The organism is Tenacibaculum sp. AHE14PA (assembly GCF_019278465.1).
In the GTDB taxonomy this organism is placed as follows: Bacteria; Bacteroidota; Bacteroidia; order Flavobacteriales; family Flavobacteriaceae; genus Polaribacter; species Polaribacter bernardetii.
The window spans coordinates 1,301,147-1,321,704 of sequence record NZ_CP058983.1 but is presented as its reverse complement, the minus strand read 5'-3'; the positions used below and the strand labels follow the sequence as shown (position 1 = coordinate 1,321,704).

18 protein-coding genes are annotated in these 20,558 nt (G+C 29.4%); 13 read left to right on the top strand and 5 right to left on the bottom strand.

The genetic code is table 11. The features are described from left to right. Positions 1–98 precede the first annotated feature (98 nt). The 4 genes from H0I30_RS06015 to H0I30_RS06000 all read right to left on the bottom strand — a co-directional run bounded on the left by H0I30_RS06015 (position 99) and on the right by H0I30_RS06000 (position 3,850). Positions 99–1,577, bottom strand: a complete 1,479-nt coding sequence (locus tag H0I30_RS06015) for a protein kinase (protein ID WP_218773366.1) — start codon at positions 1,575–1,577, stop codon at positions 99–101. A 52-nt stretch (positions 1,578–1,629) separates the two neighbouring features. Then, entirely contained in the window at positions 1,630–2,481 is an 852-nt protein-coding gene (locus tag H0I30_RS06010) for an IS3 family transposase (RefSeq protein ID WP_218773467.1), read from the bottom strand. Continuing rightward, positions 2,481–2,852 carry a transposase gene (locus H0I30_RS06005; protein WP_218773020.1) on the bottom strand — a complete coding sequence of 124 codons (372 nt, stop codon included), beginning with the start codon at positions 2,850–2,852 and terminating at the stop codon, positions 2,481–2,483. The genes H0I30_RS06010 and H0I30_RS06005 overlap by 1 nt, the downstream gene beginning before the upstream one ends. 188 nt (positions 2,853–3,040) lie before the next feature. Then, positions 3,041–3,850 (bottom strand): hypothetical protein, encoded by an 810-nt coding sequence (locus H0I30_RS06000; RefSeq protein WP_218773365.1) that lies wholly within the window; start codon positions 3,848–3,850, stop codon positions 3,041–3,043. 953 nt (positions 3,851–4,803) lie between these two features. Between H0I30_RS06000 and H0I30_RS05995 the strand changes: the two genes are divergently transcribed. The 13 genes from H0I30_RS05995 (at position 4,804) to H0I30_RS05935 (ending at position 19,941) form a co-directional block, all read left to right on the top strand. Next, complete coding sequence (locus H0I30_RS05995; protein WP_218773364.1) at positions 4,804–6,021, top strand: site-specific integrase; 1,218 nt, start codon at positions 4,804–4,806, stop codon at positions 6,019–6,021. 3 nt (positions 6,022–6,024) lie between these two features. After that, positions 6,025–8,073 (top strand): hypothetical protein, encoded by a 2,049-nt coding sequence (locus H0I30_RS05990; RefSeq protein ID WP_218773363.1) that lies wholly within the window; start codon positions 6,025–6,027, stop codon positions 8,071–8,073. Between the two features lie 101 nt (positions 8,074–8,174). Further along, positions 8,175–8,459 carry a helix-turn-helix domain-containing protein gene (locus tag H0I30_RS05985; RefSeq protein ID WP_115840001.1) on the top strand — a complete coding sequence of 95 codons (285 nt, stop codon included), beginning with the start codon at positions 8,175–8,177 and terminating at the stop codon, positions 8,457–8,459. 5 nt (positions 8,460–8,464) lie between these two features. Continuing rightward, entirely contained in the window at positions 8,465–9,358 is an 894-nt protein-coding gene (locus H0I30_RS05980) for a hypothetical protein (RefSeq protein ID WP_218773362.1), read from the top strand. Between the two features lie 109 nt (positions 9,359–9,467). Further along, positions 9,468–11,069 (top strand): type I restriction-modification system subunit M, encoded by a 1,602-nt coding sequence (locus H0I30_RS05975; protein WP_218773361.1) that lies wholly within the window; start codon positions 9,468–9,470, stop codon positions 11,067–11,069. A 3-nt stretch (positions 11,070–11,072) separates the two neighbouring features. Next, positions 11,073–12,287 (top strand): restriction endonuclease subunit S, encoded by a 1,215-nt coding sequence (locus tag H0I30_RS05970; RefSeq protein WP_218773360.1) that lies wholly within the window; start codon positions 11,073–11,075, stop codon positions 12,285–12,287. Between the two features lie 34 nt (positions 12,288–12,321). Further along, positions 12,322–12,903 carry a hypothetical protein gene (locus H0I30_RS05965; RefSeq protein ID WP_218773359.1) on the top strand — a complete coding sequence of 194 codons (582 nt, stop codon included), beginning with the start codon at positions 12,322–12,324 and terminating at the stop codon, positions 12,901–12,903. After that, complete coding sequence (locus H0I30_RS05960) at positions 12,890–13,390, top strand: helix-turn-helix transcriptional regulator (protein WP_218773358.1); 501 nt, start codon at positions 12,890–12,892, stop codon at positions 13,388–13,390. Before H0I30_RS05965 ends, H0I30_RS05960 begins: the two co-directional genes overlap by 14 nt. Next, entirely contained in the window at positions 13,387–13,824 is a 438-nt protein-coding gene (locus tag H0I30_RS05955) for a hypothetical protein (protein WP_218773357.1), read from the top strand. The genes H0I30_RS05960 and H0I30_RS05955 overlap by 4 nt, the downstream gene beginning before the upstream one ends. Then, positions 13,825–16,677 (top strand): type I restriction endonuclease subunit R, encoded by a 2,853-nt coding sequence (locus H0I30_RS05950; RefSeq protein WP_218773356.1) that lies wholly within the window; start codon positions 13,825–13,827, stop codon positions 16,675–16,677. Between the two features lie 92 nt (positions 16,678–16,769). Beyond that, positions 16,770–17,702 (top strand): Abi family protein, encoded by a 933-nt coding sequence (locus H0I30_RS05945; protein WP_218773355.1) that lies wholly within the window; start codon positions 16,770–16,772, stop codon positions 17,700–17,702. A gap of 1,019 nt (positions 17,703–18,721) precedes the next feature. Next, the gene (locus H0I30_RS05940; RefSeq protein ID WP_218773354.1) at positions 18,722–19,177 is read left to right on the top strand and encodes a hypothetical protein; all 456 of its coding nucleotides are present in this window, start codon (positions 18,722–18,724) and stop codon (positions 19,175–19,177) included. Positions 19,178–19,299: 122 nt separating this feature from the next. Then, positions 19,300–19,941 (top strand): DUF6266 family protein, encoded by a 642-nt coding sequence (locus H0I30_RS05935; RefSeq protein WP_218773353.1) that lies wholly within the window; start codon positions 19,300–19,302, stop codon positions 19,939–19,941. Positions 19,942–20,155: 214 nt separating this feature from the next. On the opposite strand, the gene H0I30_RS05930 is transcribed toward H0I30_RS05935, so the two are convergent. Next, complete coding sequence (locus tag H0I30_RS05930) at positions 20,156–20,425, bottom strand: hypothetical protein (protein ID WP_218773352.1); 270 nt, start codon at positions 20,423–20,425, stop codon at positions 20,156–20,158. Positions 20,426–20,558: the final 133 nt, after the last annotated feature.

Below are 20,558 nucleotides of genomic sequence, written 5' to 3'. Positions count from 1 at the left end.
ACCGTCAAATTGTAAATTTGGCGGACTTTGTAAATATGCATTAACTTTGGGTTTGGCACTTAACCCTTATTATTTTTATACTTTGTTGTGTGTAGTTATTATATCTTATGTGTTAATTGTTTACCTGTTACTTTTCCATTTTCATCTCTAATATAATATGCTCTATATCCAATATCGACAAGTTTTTTTATATATTTTCTAAACTCTTCAGCTCCCATTTCCCCGTGTCTTCCATCATATGTTGAAGGAGTTAAATTATAAGATGATGTTTTTCTGAAAATAACTAAATTACCTTCTGTTAATCTAATAATACTTCTGTGTTTTTCAGGTCTATGGTTATATCCATCATCATATTTTTCATAATAGTTTTCGATATAATCATATTCTTTATATTCTAATGGTTCTAATTCTACTATTTGTTCAGAACCAGAATACTCACTATATATAGGCTCAATTTTTTCAAGTTCTAAATAAAAATAATTCCATTCAAAATCGCTATTAAAAGAATTGAACATTAGTCTTTTTGGTTTTAATAAATAAGGAATTCCGCAATCAAGCTCTATTAAACCTAGCTCATTTGATAATTTTGCTCCTTCCATATCTAAGCCACCACCATTGTCAAAAAACATATGATTTAAAGCTTTAATACCACCTAAAATGTTTAGAATATTAGTAATTGTTTGAACATCTGTCCATTCGGCATATTCAGGAATATTAGAAGGAAATAATTTGTATTGAACTGTTTTCCAGTCTAAGTCATTTCGTTGATAAAAACTATTTTGAATTTCTATCCAAGAACTTAATATTTCTATGAATTTGTCAATTGACGGTCTTTGTTTTGGGTCGTTTTCTGTTGATATTACTAATAAATCTTCTAATATTGTTAAGTAAATGTCTGGAACATAGTTTGACAAGCCAATTGAGCCCGTAGGAGAATATTGACCTTCAAACCCTTTTTCAATACCTGTTAAAGTAATCCAAAGTGTTTTTGTTAAACTGTATACATCTGCGGGAATTCCATCTGATTTTTCAGGGTTACTTCTCATCTCAGGTGCAATTGTCCATCTTGGTCCTAATGCGCTTCCAATTATTGTTAAGTCATTTTCTTTATCAGGATAATCCACCAATCCAAAATCTCCGATATAAAAGGTTTCATTGAAAAATAGATTTTGAGGTTTAATATCTCTATGTGAAACTTTTCGAGAATGAATTTGGCTTAATATTTTTGCAATTTCTAATATCCCTTCTACTTTATTTATTGACGGTTTATTAACTAAGTGTCTTTTAAACGTTTCCATTTTTGGCATAACATACCATAATACTTCTGAATCTTTTACGGAAGTATCTAAGATTTTCATAATTCCATCAATATCTTGATTCTCTGTAATTATTTTTATTTCATCTAAAAATCTTAATCGTGCTGTGTCGTGTGTTTTCTTTAATAATTTTATCGCTTTTGTCTCTTTTAACTTTGCGTTTTCAGCTAACCAAACAGAACTATTCCCTCCATATGCTAAATTTTGGATTAACTTCCAATCACCAAAAATTTGTTCTTTTGAAAATGTTAGTTTTGCCATTATTTTTTTTTAATGTCTTGTCCTGAAATATGGCTACAGGTTAAAATTGATTTTAAGCTGATAATTGATATACCATATTAGGTGTTTTATAGTCTAAAGATAAGTGTAATCTTATTTCGTTGTATAAATTAATTGCATTTTTTGCCGCTCTCTTTGCTTGTGCCACGTTATCAAAGGTTTGGTCTAGATAAAATTCATCTTTTAAAATACCATTTATGCGTTCGGCTATCGCATTTTCATAACAATGATTTTGTTCGGTCATACTAATACTTATCTTTTTTCTTTTGAGTATTTGTGTGTATACATTACTACAATACTGTATTCCTCTGTCTGAATGATGAATAAGTTGTTTAATGTTTTTAGCTTGATAAATAGCCTTATTAAGAGCTCTTACACATCCTTTTAACTCCAAACTATCACTTAGGTCGTAACCTACTATTTTTCTAGAATGCATATCAGTTATTAAAGCCAAATAGCAAAACCCTTTTACGGTTCTAATGTATGTGATATCAGATACCCAAACTTGGTTATTTCTAGTAACTTCCAGGTCTTTTATGATGTTGTTATATTTATAAAAACGATGATAAGAGTTCGTGGTTCTAGCATTTGTTTTTCTTCTAAGGGTTAACATTTGATGCTTTCTAAGCACCTTAAATAAAGTATCTCTGCCAACTTTAATATTAGCTTTATTAAAATCTATATTTAACGATTTTACGAGTTTTCTTACACCTTCTCTAGGAAGGGATTTGCGTCTTTTTTTAACGATGTTAATAATTTGTTGTTCTAGTTTTAAACGTTTATCAGCTCTAGATTTGTATTTATAATACGCGTCACGCTTATGACCAAAACAATGGGTTATAGTCTTTAAAGAAGCAAATCCCTTAGATTTTTCTTTAGCTTTAATTAAGGCTTTATACTTAACTTTTTTTTTAGTTCAGCGATAGATTTATAGCCTAAATCTTCAGCAGCTACTTCAAGATAGGATTCTTCTACCATAGCATCGATATCTTTTTTTAGGAGTAGTTTTTTAAGCTGTTCAACCTCTTTTTGAAGTGCTTTAATTCTAGATATTTCGTCTTTAGTTTCCACTTTTACTCTGGTATTCATTAAGTCTTTACGATTGTACTTCTTAATCCACACATTTACTGTTGTAGGAGCAATAGAGTAGAGTTTACAAAGTTCGCTCTTTGTGTGTTTTCCGATGGCAAGTTCGGCTAATATTTTTAATTTAAAAGGTTCACTGTAACGTCTAATTACTTTGTCATTTCTGTACATAATGTTTAATATTATGTAGCCTTATTTCAGGACGGGTCATAATTACACACAACGTTGTTGTGTATGGTTAGTTGCGTGTTTTAAGCACTAAAGTTAGTAAATAAAACACAGATAGAAAGTCCGCGAGGACTTTCGTAAATTGGCTAAAACCAAGCAATTAATTATACACGGTGTTGGGTGTAGTTTTTTTAATTGTTCTGCTTTTTATTTTTTGTTAATTCATTTATTTCATCTATTCTTATCGTGTAATCAATTAACTGTATACATTTAGATATAGAGAAACCATAGACTAATTTAGTTCCAGTAGCTACCTTACAAGCTATTGCTACAACATTTCCAAGTGAATCAATAATTGGAGCTCCACTGCAACCTTCAAATTCTTCTTTTTCTTTTATTATTGTGGGAAGTAAAAACTTGTGGAAATCTCCAAAAGTTTTATGATATTTTAAATTATTCACTAATTTTGGCGAAGAAACTAAATTCACTCCTTTGTAATGATGTCCAATGTTTCCAAAAACACCATAACTATTGTCAGTATTAGGTTCTGAAATATGGTTTTCATCAAGAGTTATTTTGATCCCTTTTTCCACTTTAAATGCTCCGAAATCTATTCCTTTCTGCATTAAAGGACCCATTTTTTCTGGTATGTATTCAGAAAAAGCGATGTCAATTATTTCACCAGGTTCTGTTAATAATTCTTCAAGTCCTTCTGCAGATATATTTGGAGAAGCCTTTAATAGGTTAAATGAATAAATTCCACCTATTGGTTGCAGAGATTGCTTGTTATCTTTAGGAGGTAAATTAGTTTCTAAAAAGGTTTCGACTTCATCTCTTATAACGTGAAATACGGTAATGAAAAAATATTTATTCTTGTGATTAATAATAAACCCAGAGCCAAATCCTGACGGATTTTCCTCTTTGTTTACCATTGTATATACTTGAATAGATGAACGAATAAGTATTTCTTCAAATGTGTCTATTTTTATTTCTTTTTTCATTTTTTTCAAATTACACCCAACGTTTTGTATATGATTTGTTGCGTTTTTGAAGCACCTAAAATAGTAAATAAAAACAGAATAGAAAATCCGCCAAGGATTTTCGTAAGTTTGTAAATCACCAGCAATAAATTATATACGGTGTTGTATTTAGCGGTTTTGAGTTCTAAATAATCTTTCTACTTGAAATTTTATTCCGCTCTTTTTTCCCGCTTCAAAGCTCAATATTTTTCCCGCTTTCAATGCTCAAATTTCCTGTTTCCTGTTTTCTGCTTTAAATTCCGCTGTTGTGCTAAAATCTTTTCTCTCCACAGTTTTTTTCCAGCTCAAATTTTATTTTTAAATGATTCTTTAATTTTTCCGTTTTATTCAATTTTTAGATCTCCGCCGTTGCGCTAAAATCCTTTCTTTCCACAGATTTTTTTCCCGCTCAAATTTTAAGTTTTAAATGAATCTTTAATTTTTCATTCTATTTCTAAACTAGTCTTAAATAATTTTTAACGGTGCAATTTTCTCTTAAAATGGAGGAGAATATATTTTCATTTTTAGCTTTTGAGTATTTCTTTTCGGCGTATAATTATGTTAATTTACTTTTTAGAACTCCTAAAACACAAATTAGGAATTTCTGGCTGAAATTCCGCCGTTAAATACAACGTGTTTGTGTATGATTAGTGGCGTGTTCAAGCACCTAATTTAGCAAATACAAACCAAATAGAAAATCCGCGAGGATTTTCGTAAGTAAGCTAGAACTAGCCATTAATTATACACGGTGTTGTCTAGCTATTATATCCTATTTCTTTTAATTTCACTTAAACCCTTATAAATAAAGGGTTTTGTTGTTTTGTGTAATGCAAAATAATGTAATAAAATACAATAAAAAGCATTGTTTGTTGTACCTATTGTTGTACTTTAGTATTCGTTTGCATCCCATTGCACCTATTCTAAATCAATAAGTTATGGCTTCAATAAAATTAATATTAAAAAAATATAAAGTCGATAAGTCTGGAAAAGCACCTTTATATTTAAGAGTGATAAAAGACCGAAAAACTAAATTTATTTCTTTAAGCTTAAAATTAGAGCCTAACGAATGGGATGAGGATAAGCAAAAAGTAAAGAAAAATCATAGTAATTCTACACGACTAAATAAATACATCTCTCAAAAGGTTGCAGATGCTCAGGGGCAAATAGCAGATTTAGAAACTAAAAATCAATCAACATCGGCAAGAAAATTAAAAGAAGCTATCAAGGGAAAACCTTTAGTTAATTTCTTTGAGTATGCATACAACCGATGCGAAAAACAAAAAGACACTTTAGCACTATCAACATATAACAACTACAAGAACTATCTTAAAAAGTTTGAAAAGTTTATAGGTCATAAAGAATTAATGTTCGATGATATTACGGTAACCACATTAAAAGATTATGCAGGTTACTGTAGCACTACTTTAGGTAACAATAACACGACGATAAATTTTTCTTTAAAGATTCTTAACCTAATGTTTAAAGAAGCGCAGAGAGAAGATTTAATACCGTTAAATCATTTTCCTTTTAGTAAATTTAAAGTCAAGAAAGCAAAAAGCACAAAACGTTTTTTAACTACCGAACAATTAGAAGCTTTTATTAAATTAGAGGTTTCAGATAAAGCAAAGGCACAAATCATAAAAGATATGTTTCTGTTTTCTGTCTTTTCAGGTGGTTTAAGGTTTGGCGATATAATAGAATTAAAGTGGAATAATTACAATGCTAAAACGCATAAAATAACTAAGACAATACGCAAAACAAACAGACAGCATAGTCTTAGAATTGGGCAAATTGCAATTGATATTTTAGAAAAATATAAAACTGAAAATGTAAATCAAAACGATATAATATTTCCTTTCGCAAATATTGATAACGATTATTTTACAGACAGAGAACAAAGAGCAAAAGTAGTAAGACAAGCAATAGCGTTAAGCAATATGTATTTAACTAAAATGGGTAAAACTTTAGAATTACCGTTTTCTTTAACCTTTCATATTAGCAGACATACATTTGCTACCAGAGCATTAAATAATGGTATGCGAATAGAACACGTATCTAAATTAATGGACCATTCCGATATTGGAATAACACAAGTATATGCAAAAATTATAAGTAGTGAATTAGATAATGCAGTAGATAAATACATCAATTAAAATATGTTTAATAAACCAATCAATACTATTTTAAAGGCTCAATTTGATACCATTCATTCTGAAGCAGTACAAACAGCAGAACAAGATTTTAAAACTAACGTTTTAAATAAGATTGAGAACCTCGAACACTTTGACGAATTTAAGTTTCTAATATCTGAAGAAAACAGAATTGAAGATTTAATTGATAAAAATAAACATCCATATTATGTAAAAAATCACAGCTCAAAAGATTGGTTGCTTTCACAATTTTCAAGTAGATATTTTTTATTGAATGTAGATGAATTTGCCGAATTAAAAGAAGCTATTTATTTAGGTAAGATTAATTATTTAATACATAAAAGGGTTCGTGATTTAAGAAAACAAATACCAAAGTTTACTTATAATGATTTTTTATCTGGTAAAGAATGTAAATATCTTATTACCTACGATAACCAGTATAATATAGAAAAAGAGGACTATTATAAAATGGTTACTTGGCAATCTGATAGACTTATAAAAGTAGTTTCTTATGAGGTTGAATTATTAGTAAAAAATCATCAAGAATATTGTTCTAAAATAGATGAACCTTTAGAGTTTCTTAATCAGCAGATTCAAATACTTGAAGAAGAATTAATAGAATCATTAAGCGATGCTAAAGAGATAAAAAGAATACTATCTAAACTCTTTGCTTTTAAAGGTTTTGATATAGATAATTTTAATGATGAATTATTATTATATAATTACCCATCTTTTTTTAACGACAGAATAGAGTTTAGACGCTTAAATCCATCAACAGTAGGTAAAGTGTTAACTAAGTTGTCAAGTGAGCCAAAAACGCTGTTTAGTAATGAATATATAGTGTTTTACACGCTTGACGTGTTCTTATCTTGGTTAAAAGATATTGTTAAAGGTAAATCTATTCAAGAGCCTTTTAAATATCCTGTTTGGGAAGATTTGTTAAATCAAAAAATAGCAGAAGCAGAAAAAGAACTACAACCTATAATTAATGAGATACAAGATTTTGTATTTGATTCAGCGCAAAGCAAAAAAGAGATTCGTAAGTATTTAAGAAATGAGTTTGAAAAGCAAATAGATAAATATAACACCATTGACAATAAGCAAATTTTTTATCTATTAAGGGATGAAAATAGAAATCCGCTTATATCAGATTTTAAAATAAATGCATTATTTAATAATGAAGAAGAAGCATATTTAAAGAATCTAAAAGAAGCCTATATTTTACAAAATATCAGTTGGCATATTTCTTTAACGTTTAATGAGGTGTTTGCTACAAAAACTATCTACTTCAAAAAAGATACGACTTCACATTTAATGATTTTATCCTTAACTAACGATATGGTATTAGATAAAGACTTGTCAATTGAATTAGATGAAGCAATGGATTCTTTTTTTAAAGAAATGTATAGCACTTCATTGCCTTTAGATATTCATTTTTATAATCATCGTGAAAAGTATAGTAGAATATTTGAGAAAAGTATATCACGTTTGCAAGATGTTTTAGATAATGCAGAACCAAACAATAAAGTATTATATATACAAAGTAAATTAAAAGAGTTAAGGCATAGAGAATTGAAGTTTAGAACTTTAGTTGATAGAAAAAAGGATTTTAAAGAAAAAGAAGATAAATACCCAAATCTATTTAAAGAGTTTTTATTCATAGAAGCAGAATTTATAAAAGAAACAGTACAAATTAGTCCTGTCACTTTATTACCCAATCATACAGAACCTTTATCGTTAGAAAAAGAAACGGATAGTTTTAAAACATTTGTAAATCAAGAGAAGCAGGATTATATTCTAAAAATACTTGAAGATTTAGCAATTACAAAAGATGGTGTGTATAATTTAGGAGACAGAAGTAAAGGCACGGTAAGAGGTGTAATAGAAGCATTAAGAGAAGAGCATATTATTCCAAAATTGAGTTTAAAAAGATTATGTGATATAATAGCCAATCAAATTAACTTAGAATTAAAATCAAAATTAGATTGGTCAAAAACATCAGATGACTATCATAAAAAGGCAAAACAATACATAAAAGACAATCCACTTCATTAAAATACAGTCAATAAAAGGTCTTATAAGGTCAGCCTTATAAGTACCTATCCAGAGCTTAATATTTGTTACAGAAATAATTAGTAACATTAAAAATTAAGTAAATGGAAGCAGTAATTTTAACAAAAGAACAGTACAACAATTTAGTATCAAGATTAGACAAATTAAATTCTACTTTAGAATCTAATCAAAAACCATCACACGAAACCTTTCTCGATAATCAAGAGTTTATCCAGCTAATGAATATTAGCAAACGTACAGCTCAAACTTGGCGAGACGAAGGCAAAGTATCATTTTCTCAAATAGGTAGTAAAATTTACTACAAGATGAAAGATGTAGAAGTCTTACTGGATAAAAACTACAATAAAGCCTTTAAAAATAAAAGGTAGTCGTTTTGTACGACACACTTAAATTAAAACATCAAGTAACACAATTACCTAAAGAAGTTATAGAGCAACAAGAAAGTCCATTTTTTTGGAAAGGCTTAAAATGGACACCTATTTTCAATAAAAAAACAAACCAAGTAAAAGCTTATGAAACCACAGTAAGCAACTTGAGGCTTGAATTAAAAGGAAATATAATCTCTTGTAATAACTCATTACAAAAATGGTATATGGGTAATAATTACGAGTTGTTTACCTATTCACAAGTCGTTAAGGCATTAGTGAAATTAGATAGTGTTTTGCCATTCAATGTTTATAATGCTAATATTCATTATTTAGCAGTAGGCACAGTTATAGAAGAAGAAGCGCAACCAATTCTAAATACTTGGTTAAGCTTAAACGGTAAACAACCAATTCCGATGTTAGGTGAAAATAAGCAATACGGTAAAAAATTCTATCTTACAGATTATAACGTTAAAGGATATGATAAAACTTTTGAAGTAAAAACGCACGAACGAATAAAAATAGGAAAGCAAATATTTAGATTCGAATTAGAAATCTACACACGAAATTTAAACAAACGTAAAAATTCCATTGGAATCTACACGGTGAATGATTTAATTGATAAAGCTAAATATCAAATGTTAGCAGATGAGTTATTGGGTAAGTATGATAAAATAGAAAAGCAACAAAGTATTCCATTATCGCAGCTTAATAACAAGGAAAAAGAAGTATTAGCATTATTTCAAAATCAAGAAATATTACAACATTATAAAATAGACCATTCTGAAACATTTAGCAATCGTAGAAAGGTGTATAATAGAATCAAAAAGTTGTCAAACGATAAATATCTAATTCACTTAAAAGAGCGATTAAAAACAAGTATAGAACACACGCTATTTTAGTACTTGTAATATAACATAAAACAGGGGTAAAAAGTAAATGAGGAAATCCTTATTATTTAACCAATATATATTTATATTTTTAACAATTCAAAATACACTACCAAACTAAATGTCAGAAGAACAAAAAAAACTACTTGAAAAACAATTATGGGCTATTGCCAACCTCTTACGTGGCAAAATGGATGCAGACGATTACAGAAATTACATCTTAGGCTTTATATTCTTTAAATACCTTTCAGAGAAGTTACACTTATACGCTAATAAAATATTAGCACCAGATGGTTTAACTTATGAGCAGTTAGATGAAAATTCAGAAAATGGTAAAATATATGTTGAAGCAGTTAAAAAAGCCTGCGTAAAAGAGTTAGGTTACTTCCTAAAACCAAGTGAATTATTTACCTCTATTGCTCAAAAAGGAAACAACCTTTCAGAAATAGTAACCAACGATAATGACGAAGCAAAGCAATTCTTTATCATTGAAGATTTAGAGCGTATTCTTACCAATATTGAACAAAGTACAATGGGTACAGAATCTGAAGATGATTTTGTAAAACTATTTGAAGATTTAGATTTAACTTCTGGTAAATTAGGAAGAACTGTAAAAGCACAAAATGAAACCATTGCTAAAATTATTACACATTTAGATGAAATTGATTTTAGATTAGAGGATAATGACAGCGATTTATTAGGTGATGCTTATGAGTTTCTAATTGGGCAGTTTGCTGCAAGTGCAGGAAAAAAAGCAGGGGAATTTTATACGCCTCAAGAAGTATCTATCATATTAGCAAAAATAGTAACTACTCGAAAAAAACGTTTAAAATCAGTATATGACCCAACGTGTGGGAGTGGCTCGTTGCTCTTGCGTGTAGCTAAAGAAGTAGACGATGTTGGTATGTTTTACGGTCAAGAATTAAACCGTACAACGTATAACTTAGCACGTATGAATATGATACTACACGATGTAAATTATCGTGAGTTCGATATTAAACAAGAAGATACCTTAGAAGAACCACAACATATGGCTATCGACTTAAAAGCCGAAGCTATTGTAGCAAACCCACCATTTTCGGCAAAGTGGTCTGCTAAAGGTATTTTTAGCACAGATGATAGATTTAGTCAGTATGGTAAATTAGCACCTAAAACAAAAGCAGACTTTGCATTTGTACAGCATATGATTCATCATTTAGATGAAAATGGTATAATGGCAACCGTATTACCTCACGGTGTATTATTTAGAGGGAGTTCAGAAGCTCATATTAGACGTTATTTAATAGAAGATAGAAACTATATAGATGCTGTAATTGGCTTACCTGCAAACATCTTTTTTGGTACTGGTATTCCAACGTGTATTTTAGTAATAAAAAAATGTAGAGAAGTTAACGAAGATGTATTGTTTATTGATGCTTCTAATCATTTTGAAAAACAAGGAAAAGACAATAAGCTACTACCAGAGCATATCAACCAAATTGTAGAAACATATACAAATAGAGTTGTTACAGATAAATACAGCCACAGAGCAACTTTGAAAGAAATAGCTGATAATGATTACAACCTTAACATCCCACGTTATGTAGATACTTTTGAAGAAGAAGAACCTATTGATATTAATGCGGTTGCAGATGAAATAATAGCATTAGATATAGAAATTGCAGAAACAGATAAGCGTATTGCTTCATATTGTAAGGAGTTAAATATTAAAACACCTTTTTAAATTATGGAAAAACAATTAATACCACAATTGAGGTTTCCGTATTATAATGATGATTGGGATAAAGTAGTTTTAGAAAAAATCACTACAAAAATTAGTGATGGTATTCATTCGACACCAAATTATGACTTAAATGGAGAATATTATTTTGTAAATGGTAATAATCTTGTTAATGGTTCAATTAGCATAAATGAAAATACAAAAAAGGTATCATTAGAGGAGTTTAAAAAACATAAAAGACCCTTAAGTAAAAATTCTATTTTACTATCTATAAATGGTACAATTGGCAATCTTGCGTTTTACAATAATGAAAATATTGTTTTGGGTAAAAGTGCTTGTTATATAAATCTTCAGAAGGATTTACCTATAAATTTCTATTATTATATTCTTCAAACACCAAAGATTAAGAAATATTTTCTTTCAGAATTAACAGGTAGTACTATAATGAACTTATCATTAAGGACTATTAAAGCTACAAAGTTGATAGTTCCACCCCTAACAGAACAACAAAAAATAGCATCATTCCTTACAGATGTAGATGATAAAATTACCAAACTAACCAAAAAGAAAGAACTTTTAGAACATTACAAAAAAGGTGTAACGAAAAAAATATTTAATCAGGAACTAAGATTTAAAGATGATGAGGGTAATGAGTTTCCTGTTTGGGAAGAGAAGAGGTTGGGGGAAATAGGTTCGATAGTAAGTGGTTTAACATATAGCCCTAACGATATAGATGAAAATGGCGTTTTGGTATTACGTTCTTCTAACGTGAAAAAGCGATTAATAGCTTTAAATGATAATGTTTTTGTAAATGTTGAAGAAGGTAAGTTTAATCCAGTAAAATTAAATGATATTTTAATTTGTGTTAGAAATGGTAGTAAAAGATTAATAGGCAAGAATGCTATCATAAAAGAAGAACATATTGGTTTAGCATTTGGAGCATTTATGACAGTTTATCGAAGTAATTATAATCGATTTTTATTTCATTTTTTCGACAGTCAATATTATAAAAAAGAAGTTCATAAAAATTTAGGCGCTACTATTAATTCTATTAATGGAGGTGATTTAAAAAAGTTTAAAGTTCCTTTTCCTTGTATAGCGGAACAAATTAAAATAGCCAATTTCTTATCAGATATAGATGTAAAAATAAAAGCCTTAAATACCAAAATAGAAAATAGTAAGAGCTTTAAAAAAGGATTATTGCAAAAAATGTTTGTTTAAAAAATGTTAATAAGTAAACCTACAGGTTGATTATATGAAAATAGTTGATATATTTGCAATAGTAAATGACAGTTTATATTCTGTCCAATATGATGGAAAACCATATGATGAGTTTAAAATGCTATTTGACCAATGGCAAGATATAGAGTATTTAGAAGGTTTTTTTGAAAATAACAAAAAGGATTTAGCAGAAGGATTTTATAAAGATGTATCAATTGAAGACGCCATCTTAAGAACAACTAACGAAGCGTCTAAGTTTGAACAAAAAATTAGAGAATCTGCTGAAAATAGTATTTGCAATCCAGATGAAGAAAATACCTTAGAGAAAGTAGTATTTAAATCTTTACATAAAGATATTTTAAATAATGATTACATTGAAAGTAAAGCATATGGAGTAAAACATAAATCTTGGCTTAGAATTTATGCAATAAGATTAATCGAGAATGTATATTTTGTTTCTGGTGGTGGAATTAAACTAACTAAAGATATGACACCAGAACATCTAAAAGATGAACTAAAAAAGTTAAAAGCAACAACCGAATACTTAAAAGAAAACTTCATCGTTGATGAAGATGATTTAGGTTATATAGAATTAGGAAGTTATGGAGAAGAATAGAAAAGAAATCATAGCAAAATTAAATACTTTAACTAAAGGAAATAAAAGCCAATGGTTAGAAGACGCTAAGTATAGAGCCGATAATCAAGAATGGTTGAAAAAATCTCAAGCTATCGCTCTTAAAATATTAAGAAAATTAAGAGAGAATAAAACAAATCAAATTGCACCTTCAAATCAAGCACAGTTAGCTAGTCAATTAGGTGTGTCTGCCCAACAAATTAGTAAGTGGGTAAAAGGTAAAGAAAATTTCACTTTAGAAACAATATATAAACTAGAAGCAGTATTGTCTATTAGTTTGATGGAAACAACTAAAGCACAAACAAAAATTTTAAAACGTACATCTTTTATTGAAAGAGTAATAATGTATCATAGAAAAGGTAAAGTTGAGTATAAAAAAAGAACACCGAAAAAAGAAGCTAAGCTGATTCCTTTACATAATAAGTCAACATCATTAACAAATACTAATAAATACGCTCTTCAATCATGAAAGAAGTTGGTTTTGCATTAAGAAAAATTAATACAGAGGAATTTGCTACTATTGATAAGGAAATTATAGAAGAAAACGAACTAGATGTTCAACTTAATATTAATAATGGTTTTGGTATTAATGAAGAAAATAGGTTAGTAGCATGTTTCTTTCATTTGCAATTTGAGTTAGAGAAATCTCCTATTATTATTTTAAAACTTAATTGTGAGTTTGAAATAGAGGAAAATGCTTGGAAAGGTTTTATAGGTGCAAAAAATAAATTAAAGTTTAAAAAAGGTTTTTTACAACATTTAGGTGTAATAACATTAGGGACCGCTAGAGGTGTTTTACACTCAAAGACAGAAAATACACCTTATAATAAATTTTTCTTACCGACAATAAACGTCATTGATATTATAACAAAAGATGAAAGTTTCGATTTAGAAAAAGAATAAATGACAACACAACCAGAACAAGTTTTAGAAAACAATTTAATAACTCAATTAATTAGTTTAGGCCATAAATCAGTTGTTATAAAAACAGAAGAGGATTTATTAAGCAATCTAAAATCACAATTAGAGAAGCATAATAAAATAACCTTTACTGCTTCCGAGTTTGAACGTATATTAATACACCTTTCTAAAGGTAACATTTTCGATAAAGCTAAAACTTTAAGAGATAAATATGTATTACATAAAGATAACGGTGAGAAGGCGTATATAGAGTTTGTTAATCAAGACTTCTGGTGTCAAAATCAATTCCAAGTAACCAATCAAATTACAATTAATGGTAAAAGAGAAAATCGTTACGATGTGACTATTCTTATCAATGGTTTACCATTAGTACAAATAGAATTAAAACGTAGAGGGATTGAACTTAAAGAAGCATTTAATCAAATACAGCGTTATCAAAAAGAGTCTTTTGCATCTAATAATGCCCTGTTTAATTATGTGCAAATATTTGTAATTAGTAATGGTGTAGATACCAAATACTATGCAAATAGTCAAAAGCAAAGTTTCAAGTTTACATCTTTTTGGAGTGACGAAAAGAATAAAAAAATCACACAATTAGATAAGTTTACAAGCATCTTTTTAGAGCCTTGTCATATTGCTAAAATGATTACAAAGTATACTGTTTTACACGAAAGTGATAAAAAGCTAATGATACTTAGACCGTATCAGTATTATGCAGTAGAATCAATTATAGATAGAGTTAAAAATTCTGATAAAAACGGTTATATATGGCACACCACAGGTTCAGGTAAAACGTTAACGTCATTTAAGGCAAGTCAGATATTAACAAATAATCCTAAAATTAAAAAAGTAGTATTTGTAGTAGATAGACAAGATTTAGACGACCAAACTGTTAGAGAATTTCAAGCATTCGACAAAGAGAGTATTGATGGTACAGAAAACACCAAAATGCTTATCAATCAATTTTTAGATAATAACAGACCTTTATTAGTTACAACAATTCAAAAACTAAATAGTGCTATTTCAAAAGCAAAATTTAGAAAGCAGATTGAAGCTTTAAAAGACGAAAAAGTAGTTTTTATATTCGATGAATGTCATCGTTCTCAATTTGGTGATACACACAAACGTATTGTGAATTTCTTTACCAATCATCAATTATTTGGTTTTACAGGAACACCAATATTTGTTAAAAATGCGATTAGTAAAAAGAGTATCAAACAAACAACTGCAAACCTATTTCACGAGTGTTTACATCAATACGTAATTACAGATGCTATTAGAGATGAAAATGTATTAAAATTCTCAATAGAGTATTACAATGTATTTAAATCTAAAGAGGGTGTAGATGATACCAAAGTAGAAGATATAGATAAGCAAGAAGTCTATGAAAGTGATGATTATTTAAATGCTATTACAAATTATATAATAGCAAATCACAATCGTAAAACACATCACAGAGCATTTACAGCAATGTTTTGTGTAAGTAGTGTAGATATTCTAATAAAATATTACGAGTTATTAAAGGCTAAAAAAGAAGCAGGAGAGCACCGTTTAAATATTGCAACTATCTTTTCTTATGCAGCCAATCCAGAAGATGCCGATGCTAACGGCGAAATTGTAGAGGAAGATTTTCCAGATATGATGATGGCAGCAGAACCAACAGCGAATTACGGAAGCATACCTCGTAAGGATAAATTAGACGAGTATATAAACGATTATAATAAACAATTTGGTTCAAAACATTCGGCAAGAGATGGTAACACTTTTCTTAACTATAAAAAGGATATTTCTAAACGTGTTAAAAACAAGCAAATTGATATATTATTAGTCGTTAATATGTTTCTTACAGGTTTTGATAGTAAGTCCTTAAATACGCTATATGTAGATAAAAACTTAAACTATCACGGTTTAATACAAGCGTATTCTCGTACTAATAGAATCTTAAACGAAAAGAAATCACAAGGTAATATTTTAGCATTCCGTAATCTAAAACAGAACACAGACGATGCTATCGCTTTGTTTTCTGATAAAAACGCTCAAGAAACTATAATTATAGCACCATACGATGAGCAAATAGCGAAATTTAATGAAGCTTATAAAGTATTAATGGCTATTGCACCAACTGTAGATAGTGTAAACGATTTAGTTACTGAAGAAGATGAATTAGAATTTGCAAAAGCATTTAGAGAAATAATGCGATTAAAAAATATATTATCATCATTTGTAGAATTTTCATTTGATGATACCTATATGAAAGACCAAGAGTTTGCAGATTACACAAGTAAATATTTAGACCTTTACGATAAGATAAAAACAAATAACCAAAAGGAAACAGTATCTATTTTAGATGAAATTGATTTTGAATTAGAGTTAATACATCGTGATGAAATTAATGTTGCTTATATAATGAAGTTGTTAGCACAATTAAAAGATGCTAAACCAAAAGACCAAGCAAAACAGAAAAAACAGATTATAGATTTAATAGCTGGAGAATCTGAATTAAGAAGTAAACGAGTTTTAATAGAGAAGTTCATTCAAAATAATCTACCTAAAATAAACGATAGTGAAGCTATTGAAGATGAATTTAAAAACTATTGGCAATTAGAAACTAAAAAGGCTTTACAAGATTTAAGTAAGGCAGAAGCGTTAAAACAAGATAAAGTAGAAGACATCATAAACGATTTTCTATTCACAGGTAGAATGGCAACCGAAGATGAAGTTATTGAAGCATTAGAAAAGCAACCAAGTGTCCTGCAAAGAGAATCAATAAGCACCAGAATAACCGAAAAAATAAAAGACTTTGTAAAAACTTTTATTAATGGTGTAGATAATTAAAATTTTTTTGTAATTTTGCAGCAACATACTTACCCCGCTTCCCATTAGAACAGCGCGCTCAGGGTGAGTTTTTTTTTGCCTTATATTTAACTATGACTAAGGAAAATTACTCAAAACCACCATTATCATATCAACAACAATTTGAGCGTTTATCTTCGAGAGGATTATCTTTTGAAGGTTGTGAAGAAAAAGCATTACATCTTTTAGAAAAATTAAGTTATTACAGGTTATCTGGTTATTGGTATACACTGCTAGCTAATCCTAAAACAGACCACAGGTTTAAGGCTGATGCTCACTTTAATCAAGCATTCGAGTTGTATAAATTTGATCGTGAATTACGTCTTTTAATTTTAAATCAAATTGAAAAAATTGAAGTAGCTATACGAGCAGTTATTTCGTATGAATGTTCTCATAGTTGGGGTGTTTTTTGGTTATCCGATACAAATAATTTCAAATCTCATTCACAACATACCCGTGATATAAGCAAAATGTTTAATGAGGTTAATAGAAGTAATGAGTTGTTTATAACTAATTATAAAAATAAATATATAGAAGAACTACCACCTAGTTGGATGGCTTTAGAGGTTTGTTCTTTTGGTAGCTTATCATATATTTATTCTAACCTTAAAGGAGGTCGAACGAAAAGAAATATTTCTCAAAAATTTGGCTTAAGGGATGATGTTTTTGTCACTTGGCTTCACACATTAGTTTATATTAGAAATACTTGTGCACATCATAGTAGGCTATGGAATAAAAATTTAAAAATAAAAGCTACTGTTCCAGAGCAAACCTCATTAGATTGGATTGTTAATTGTTATAATATGGATACACGTACGCAGAATAGAGTTCATATAAAAAAGCGCACTTATTTTGTTTTATGTATGTTAAAATATCTTTTACAATCCGTTAATCCTATGAATTCTTTCAAAGAAAAATTAGACGATTTGTTTACTCAATATCCATTAGTAGATAGAAAAGCATTAGGTTATACTGATGATTGGGAAACAGAACCTTTATGGCAATAAAATCCCCACAACCCAAAACCCAGCATTTTGCAAAAAAGCAAAAATCCTCTGTCTTTTGTGTTGTTCCGCGCGCCACCACATAGTTGGTTTTATGTCACAATAGTTGTAGCCAACGCTATAATAGCACATTGCTTCTTTTATTTAAAAGTATCTATTTTAATAAATTGGTACAATAAAAAAGCAAAGAGCTATTGCCAACGCTCAAAACAACTATTCCGCCACAAAACCAACCCAAAGCTAAGTTACATAACGCGTAGTTATACCCCTCTTTCGTAAACTACAGGGTTTATAACGGTCATTATGTAAAATAGCCGCTAAACAGCCGCATACAGTCAAACACAATAACAATAGTTGAGGTGTTTTACAATAATTCCAACCCTATGCATTAATTTTATAAGTGTTTTTTTAGTAATATAAAAGCAAGTATTTAGTATTGCTTGGTAAGTATAATTACTATTAAACAAATCGTTATAACACCTATAAAAATAAAAACCATCCAAATAAGAGTATGCTTATTTACACTAACATATAAGCAAAAAAACACAACTTTAAATTAAAACGATAATCAAGTTAAAACAGTGGTAGCAATTAATAAATAAGCACACACATATTTCCGCTACTGCCAGCGCACTACGTATTTTACTATTGTTTTTATTTCTTAGCTCATTCAAGCTGCACAAAACCATCGTTAAGTCAAGTATTCCTTATCTCAAGTCTTTGTTTGTTTCACTTCATTAAAAAATAAAAAAGGTAACAACTGTATTTGCAACAAAAAAGAATAAAAAAGGCAGCAAATATAAGTGCCTAGCTTTAGCCAACGCTTTAAGGCTATAAAGGTCAAGCCCTATGGGTTTTGGATAAAACTTTTTTCACAATATTCTTCTTTAAAAGTAAACAGTCAATCCTAAAAACTTTTACCCAAAAACCTTGACAGCCTTACCCAAGGCACTTTTCGGTAGCACATCTTTTTTTTCAATTTCAAAATTAATAGCGCGAAGCGAATTTTAAATTGGATAGCTATGTCAACTTTTGAACTGAAAACACACCGCATCGGAAAAACCTACTCAAACCCTCATTTTTTCATCCTAAATAAAGGTCTAAACAGCGGAAAACCGCTCTTAAAATCTTGTCCTAATTGTTTTGTAGTCACTACTGCAACCGAAGAAGTAAAAAACACATTGTTTCACTTATCTATGATGTTGCAAATAGGTGGTTTTTACGCTTATTATTTAAAAGGGAGTGTTATTCCGTTTATTACAATAGATGATTGTAGAAACACGCTTAAAAAAGGTTTTAACTCAGTCATGAGTACTACTAATAAGCTGCAAAAGCATATCAAGATTGTTGAGGTAATCAGTAAAAAAGAAAAAGAGTTACAAAATGTCATTGATAAAATGGCAGTTTTAAAGGTTGCCTACATACGTAATTGCATCGAGTTAAAGCAAACCAATGAAGCAAAATGCAAAGGCATCTAAACGATTAAAAGTAAGTACAAGGTGGCATAATTTTCGTTATATTATAGAGGTAAACAAAGTTTAAAAGCAATATCAAGCCCGTACCAAATCCGAGAGAGTATTAATTTTAAATTTATATAGTTATGGGGAAAATATCCCAAGGAATTTTAGGAGGCTTATCAGGAAAGGTAGGTAACGTAATTGGTGGTAGTTGGAAAGGTATTGACTACATCAGAATTAAGCCATCAAGCGTGGCAAATCCTCGTACAGAGGGGCAAGTGAATCAACGTAATAAGTTTAGTGCTACGTTGGAATATTTACAGCCAAATAAAGCATTTTTAAAAGTTGGTTATAAAGCGTTTGCAACAAAGAAAACAGAATTTAATGCTGCGATGTCTTATGTGTTAAATAACGGAGTAGGGGGTGTTGCACCAGATTTTGTAATAGATTATGCTAACGCATTATTAAGTAGAGGTTCATTATCCATTCCATTAAATCCATCAGTTGATTTATCAGTACCAGGTCAAGTATCTTTTGCATGGGATGATAATTCAGCAGAAGGTAATGCAAGTACAGTTGATAAATCAATGGTTTTAGTTTACAATCCAAGTAAAAAAGAATCGATGTATATTTTAGAGGGAACAAGAAGAATTATAGGTTCAGAAGTAGTAAATATTCCAGCTACTTATGCAGGTGATGCAGTTGAAATGTTTATGGCTTTCGTTTCAGACGACGGAAAGCAAGTATCGAATAGTGTGTATTTAGGCTCTGGTACGGCAGCTTAATAACTTTTAAGCATAAGTACATACAATAAGAAACCGTTACAATGTGTTTGTAACGGTTTTTTTATGCTTTTAGGTCATTGTTTTTACTTCTCAATTTTATAGTTTAAAAGTTGTACCTATGTTGTACCCTTTTTTAATAAATCTTTTTATTACTATTAAAATAAAGGTACATAGAGTGTTATCTACACAACACGGTGTTGTAAGCAGTATTTTATTACGTTAAATTTTTAATCAAAGTTAGAATATATTCCGCGTTGAATATTTTCATTTTTTTATTCAGTTCGTCACAGTCTTTCTGTTCCGCTTTTCTCAAATTTAGTTTTTCACAAATTGTGTCAATCAGTTCAATATCATCTAAATCCTCAATTCCGTATATTTTGTGAATATCATCTTCTGGGTAAATAGAGAAATCATTCATTTGAATAAATTCTCGAATTTCGTCGTGAACTATTTCAACCAGTTGCTTGTCAAATCCGTTTTTCACAAGTCGGCTTATGTATTCCGTTCGTGTAAGTTTCGGTCTGCTTTCGTTTAATTTCCGCAATCTTTTTTCATTCCTCTTATTTTGAATAAATCCGAAAATCACGAAGAGAAAAATGATTATTCCAATTATGATT

Excerpts from the sequence above, each read along its gene's own strand:
- H0I30_RS05950 (WP_218773356.1), top strand. The coding sequence starts at position 13,825 with ATGACAACACAACCAGAACAAGTTTTAGAAAACAATTTAATAACTCAA.
- H0I30_RS05990 (WP_218773363.1), top strand. The coding sequence starts at position 6,025 with ATGTTTAATAAACCAATCAATACTATTTTAAAGGCTCAATTTGATACC.
- H0I30_RS05970 (WP_218773360.1), top strand. The coding sequence starts at position 11,073 with ATGGAAAAACAATTAATACCACAATTGAGGTTTCCGTATTATAATGAT.
- H0I30_RS05965 (WP_218773359.1), top strand. The coding sequence starts at position 12,322 with ATGAAAATAGTTGATATATTTGCAATAGTAAATGACAGTTTATATTCT.
- H0I30_RS06000 (WP_218773365.1), bottom strand. The coding sequence starts at position 3,850 with ATGAAAAAAGAAATAAAAATAGACACATTTGAAGAAATACTTATTCGT.
- H0I30_RS06015 (WP_218773366.1), bottom strand. The coding sequence starts at position 1,577 with ATGGCAAAACTAACATTTTCAAAAGAACAAATTTTTGGTGATTGGAAG.
- H0I30_RS05945 (WP_218773355.1), top strand. The coding sequence starts at position 16,770 with ATGACTAAGGAAAATTACTCAAAACCACCATTATCATATCAACAACAA.
- H0I30_RS05995 (WP_218773364.1), top strand. The coding sequence starts at position 4,804 with ATGGCTTCAATAAAATTAATATTAAAAAAATATAAAGTCGATAAGTCT.
- H0I30_RS06005 (WP_218773020.1), bottom strand. The coding sequence starts at position 2,852 with ATGTACAGAAATGACAAAGTAATTAGACGTTACAGTGAACCTTTTAAA.
- H0I30_RS05960 (WP_218773358.1), top strand. The coding sequence starts at position 12,890 with ATGGAGAAGAATAGAAAAGAAATCATAGCAAAATTAAATACTTTAACT.
- H0I30_RS05940 (WP_218773354.1), top strand. The coding sequence starts at position 18,722 with ATGTCAACTTTTGAACTGAAAACACACCGCATCGGAAAAACCTACTCA.
- H0I30_RS05985 (WP_115840001.1), top strand. The coding sequence starts at position 8,175 with ATGGAAGCAGTAATTTTAACAAAAGAACAGTACAACAATTTAGTATCA.
- H0I30_RS05955 (WP_218773357.1), top strand. The coding sequence starts at position 13,387 with ATGAAAGAAGTTGGTTTTGCATTAAGAAAAATTAATACAGAGGAATTT.
- H0I30_RS05935 (WP_218773353.1), top strand. The coding sequence starts at position 19,300 with ATGGGGAAAATATCCCAAGGAATTTTAGGAGGCTTATCAGGAAAGGTA.
- H0I30_RS05975 (WP_218773361.1), top strand. The coding sequence starts at position 9,468 with ATGTCAGAAGAACAAAAAAAACTACTTGAAAAACAATTATGGGCTATT.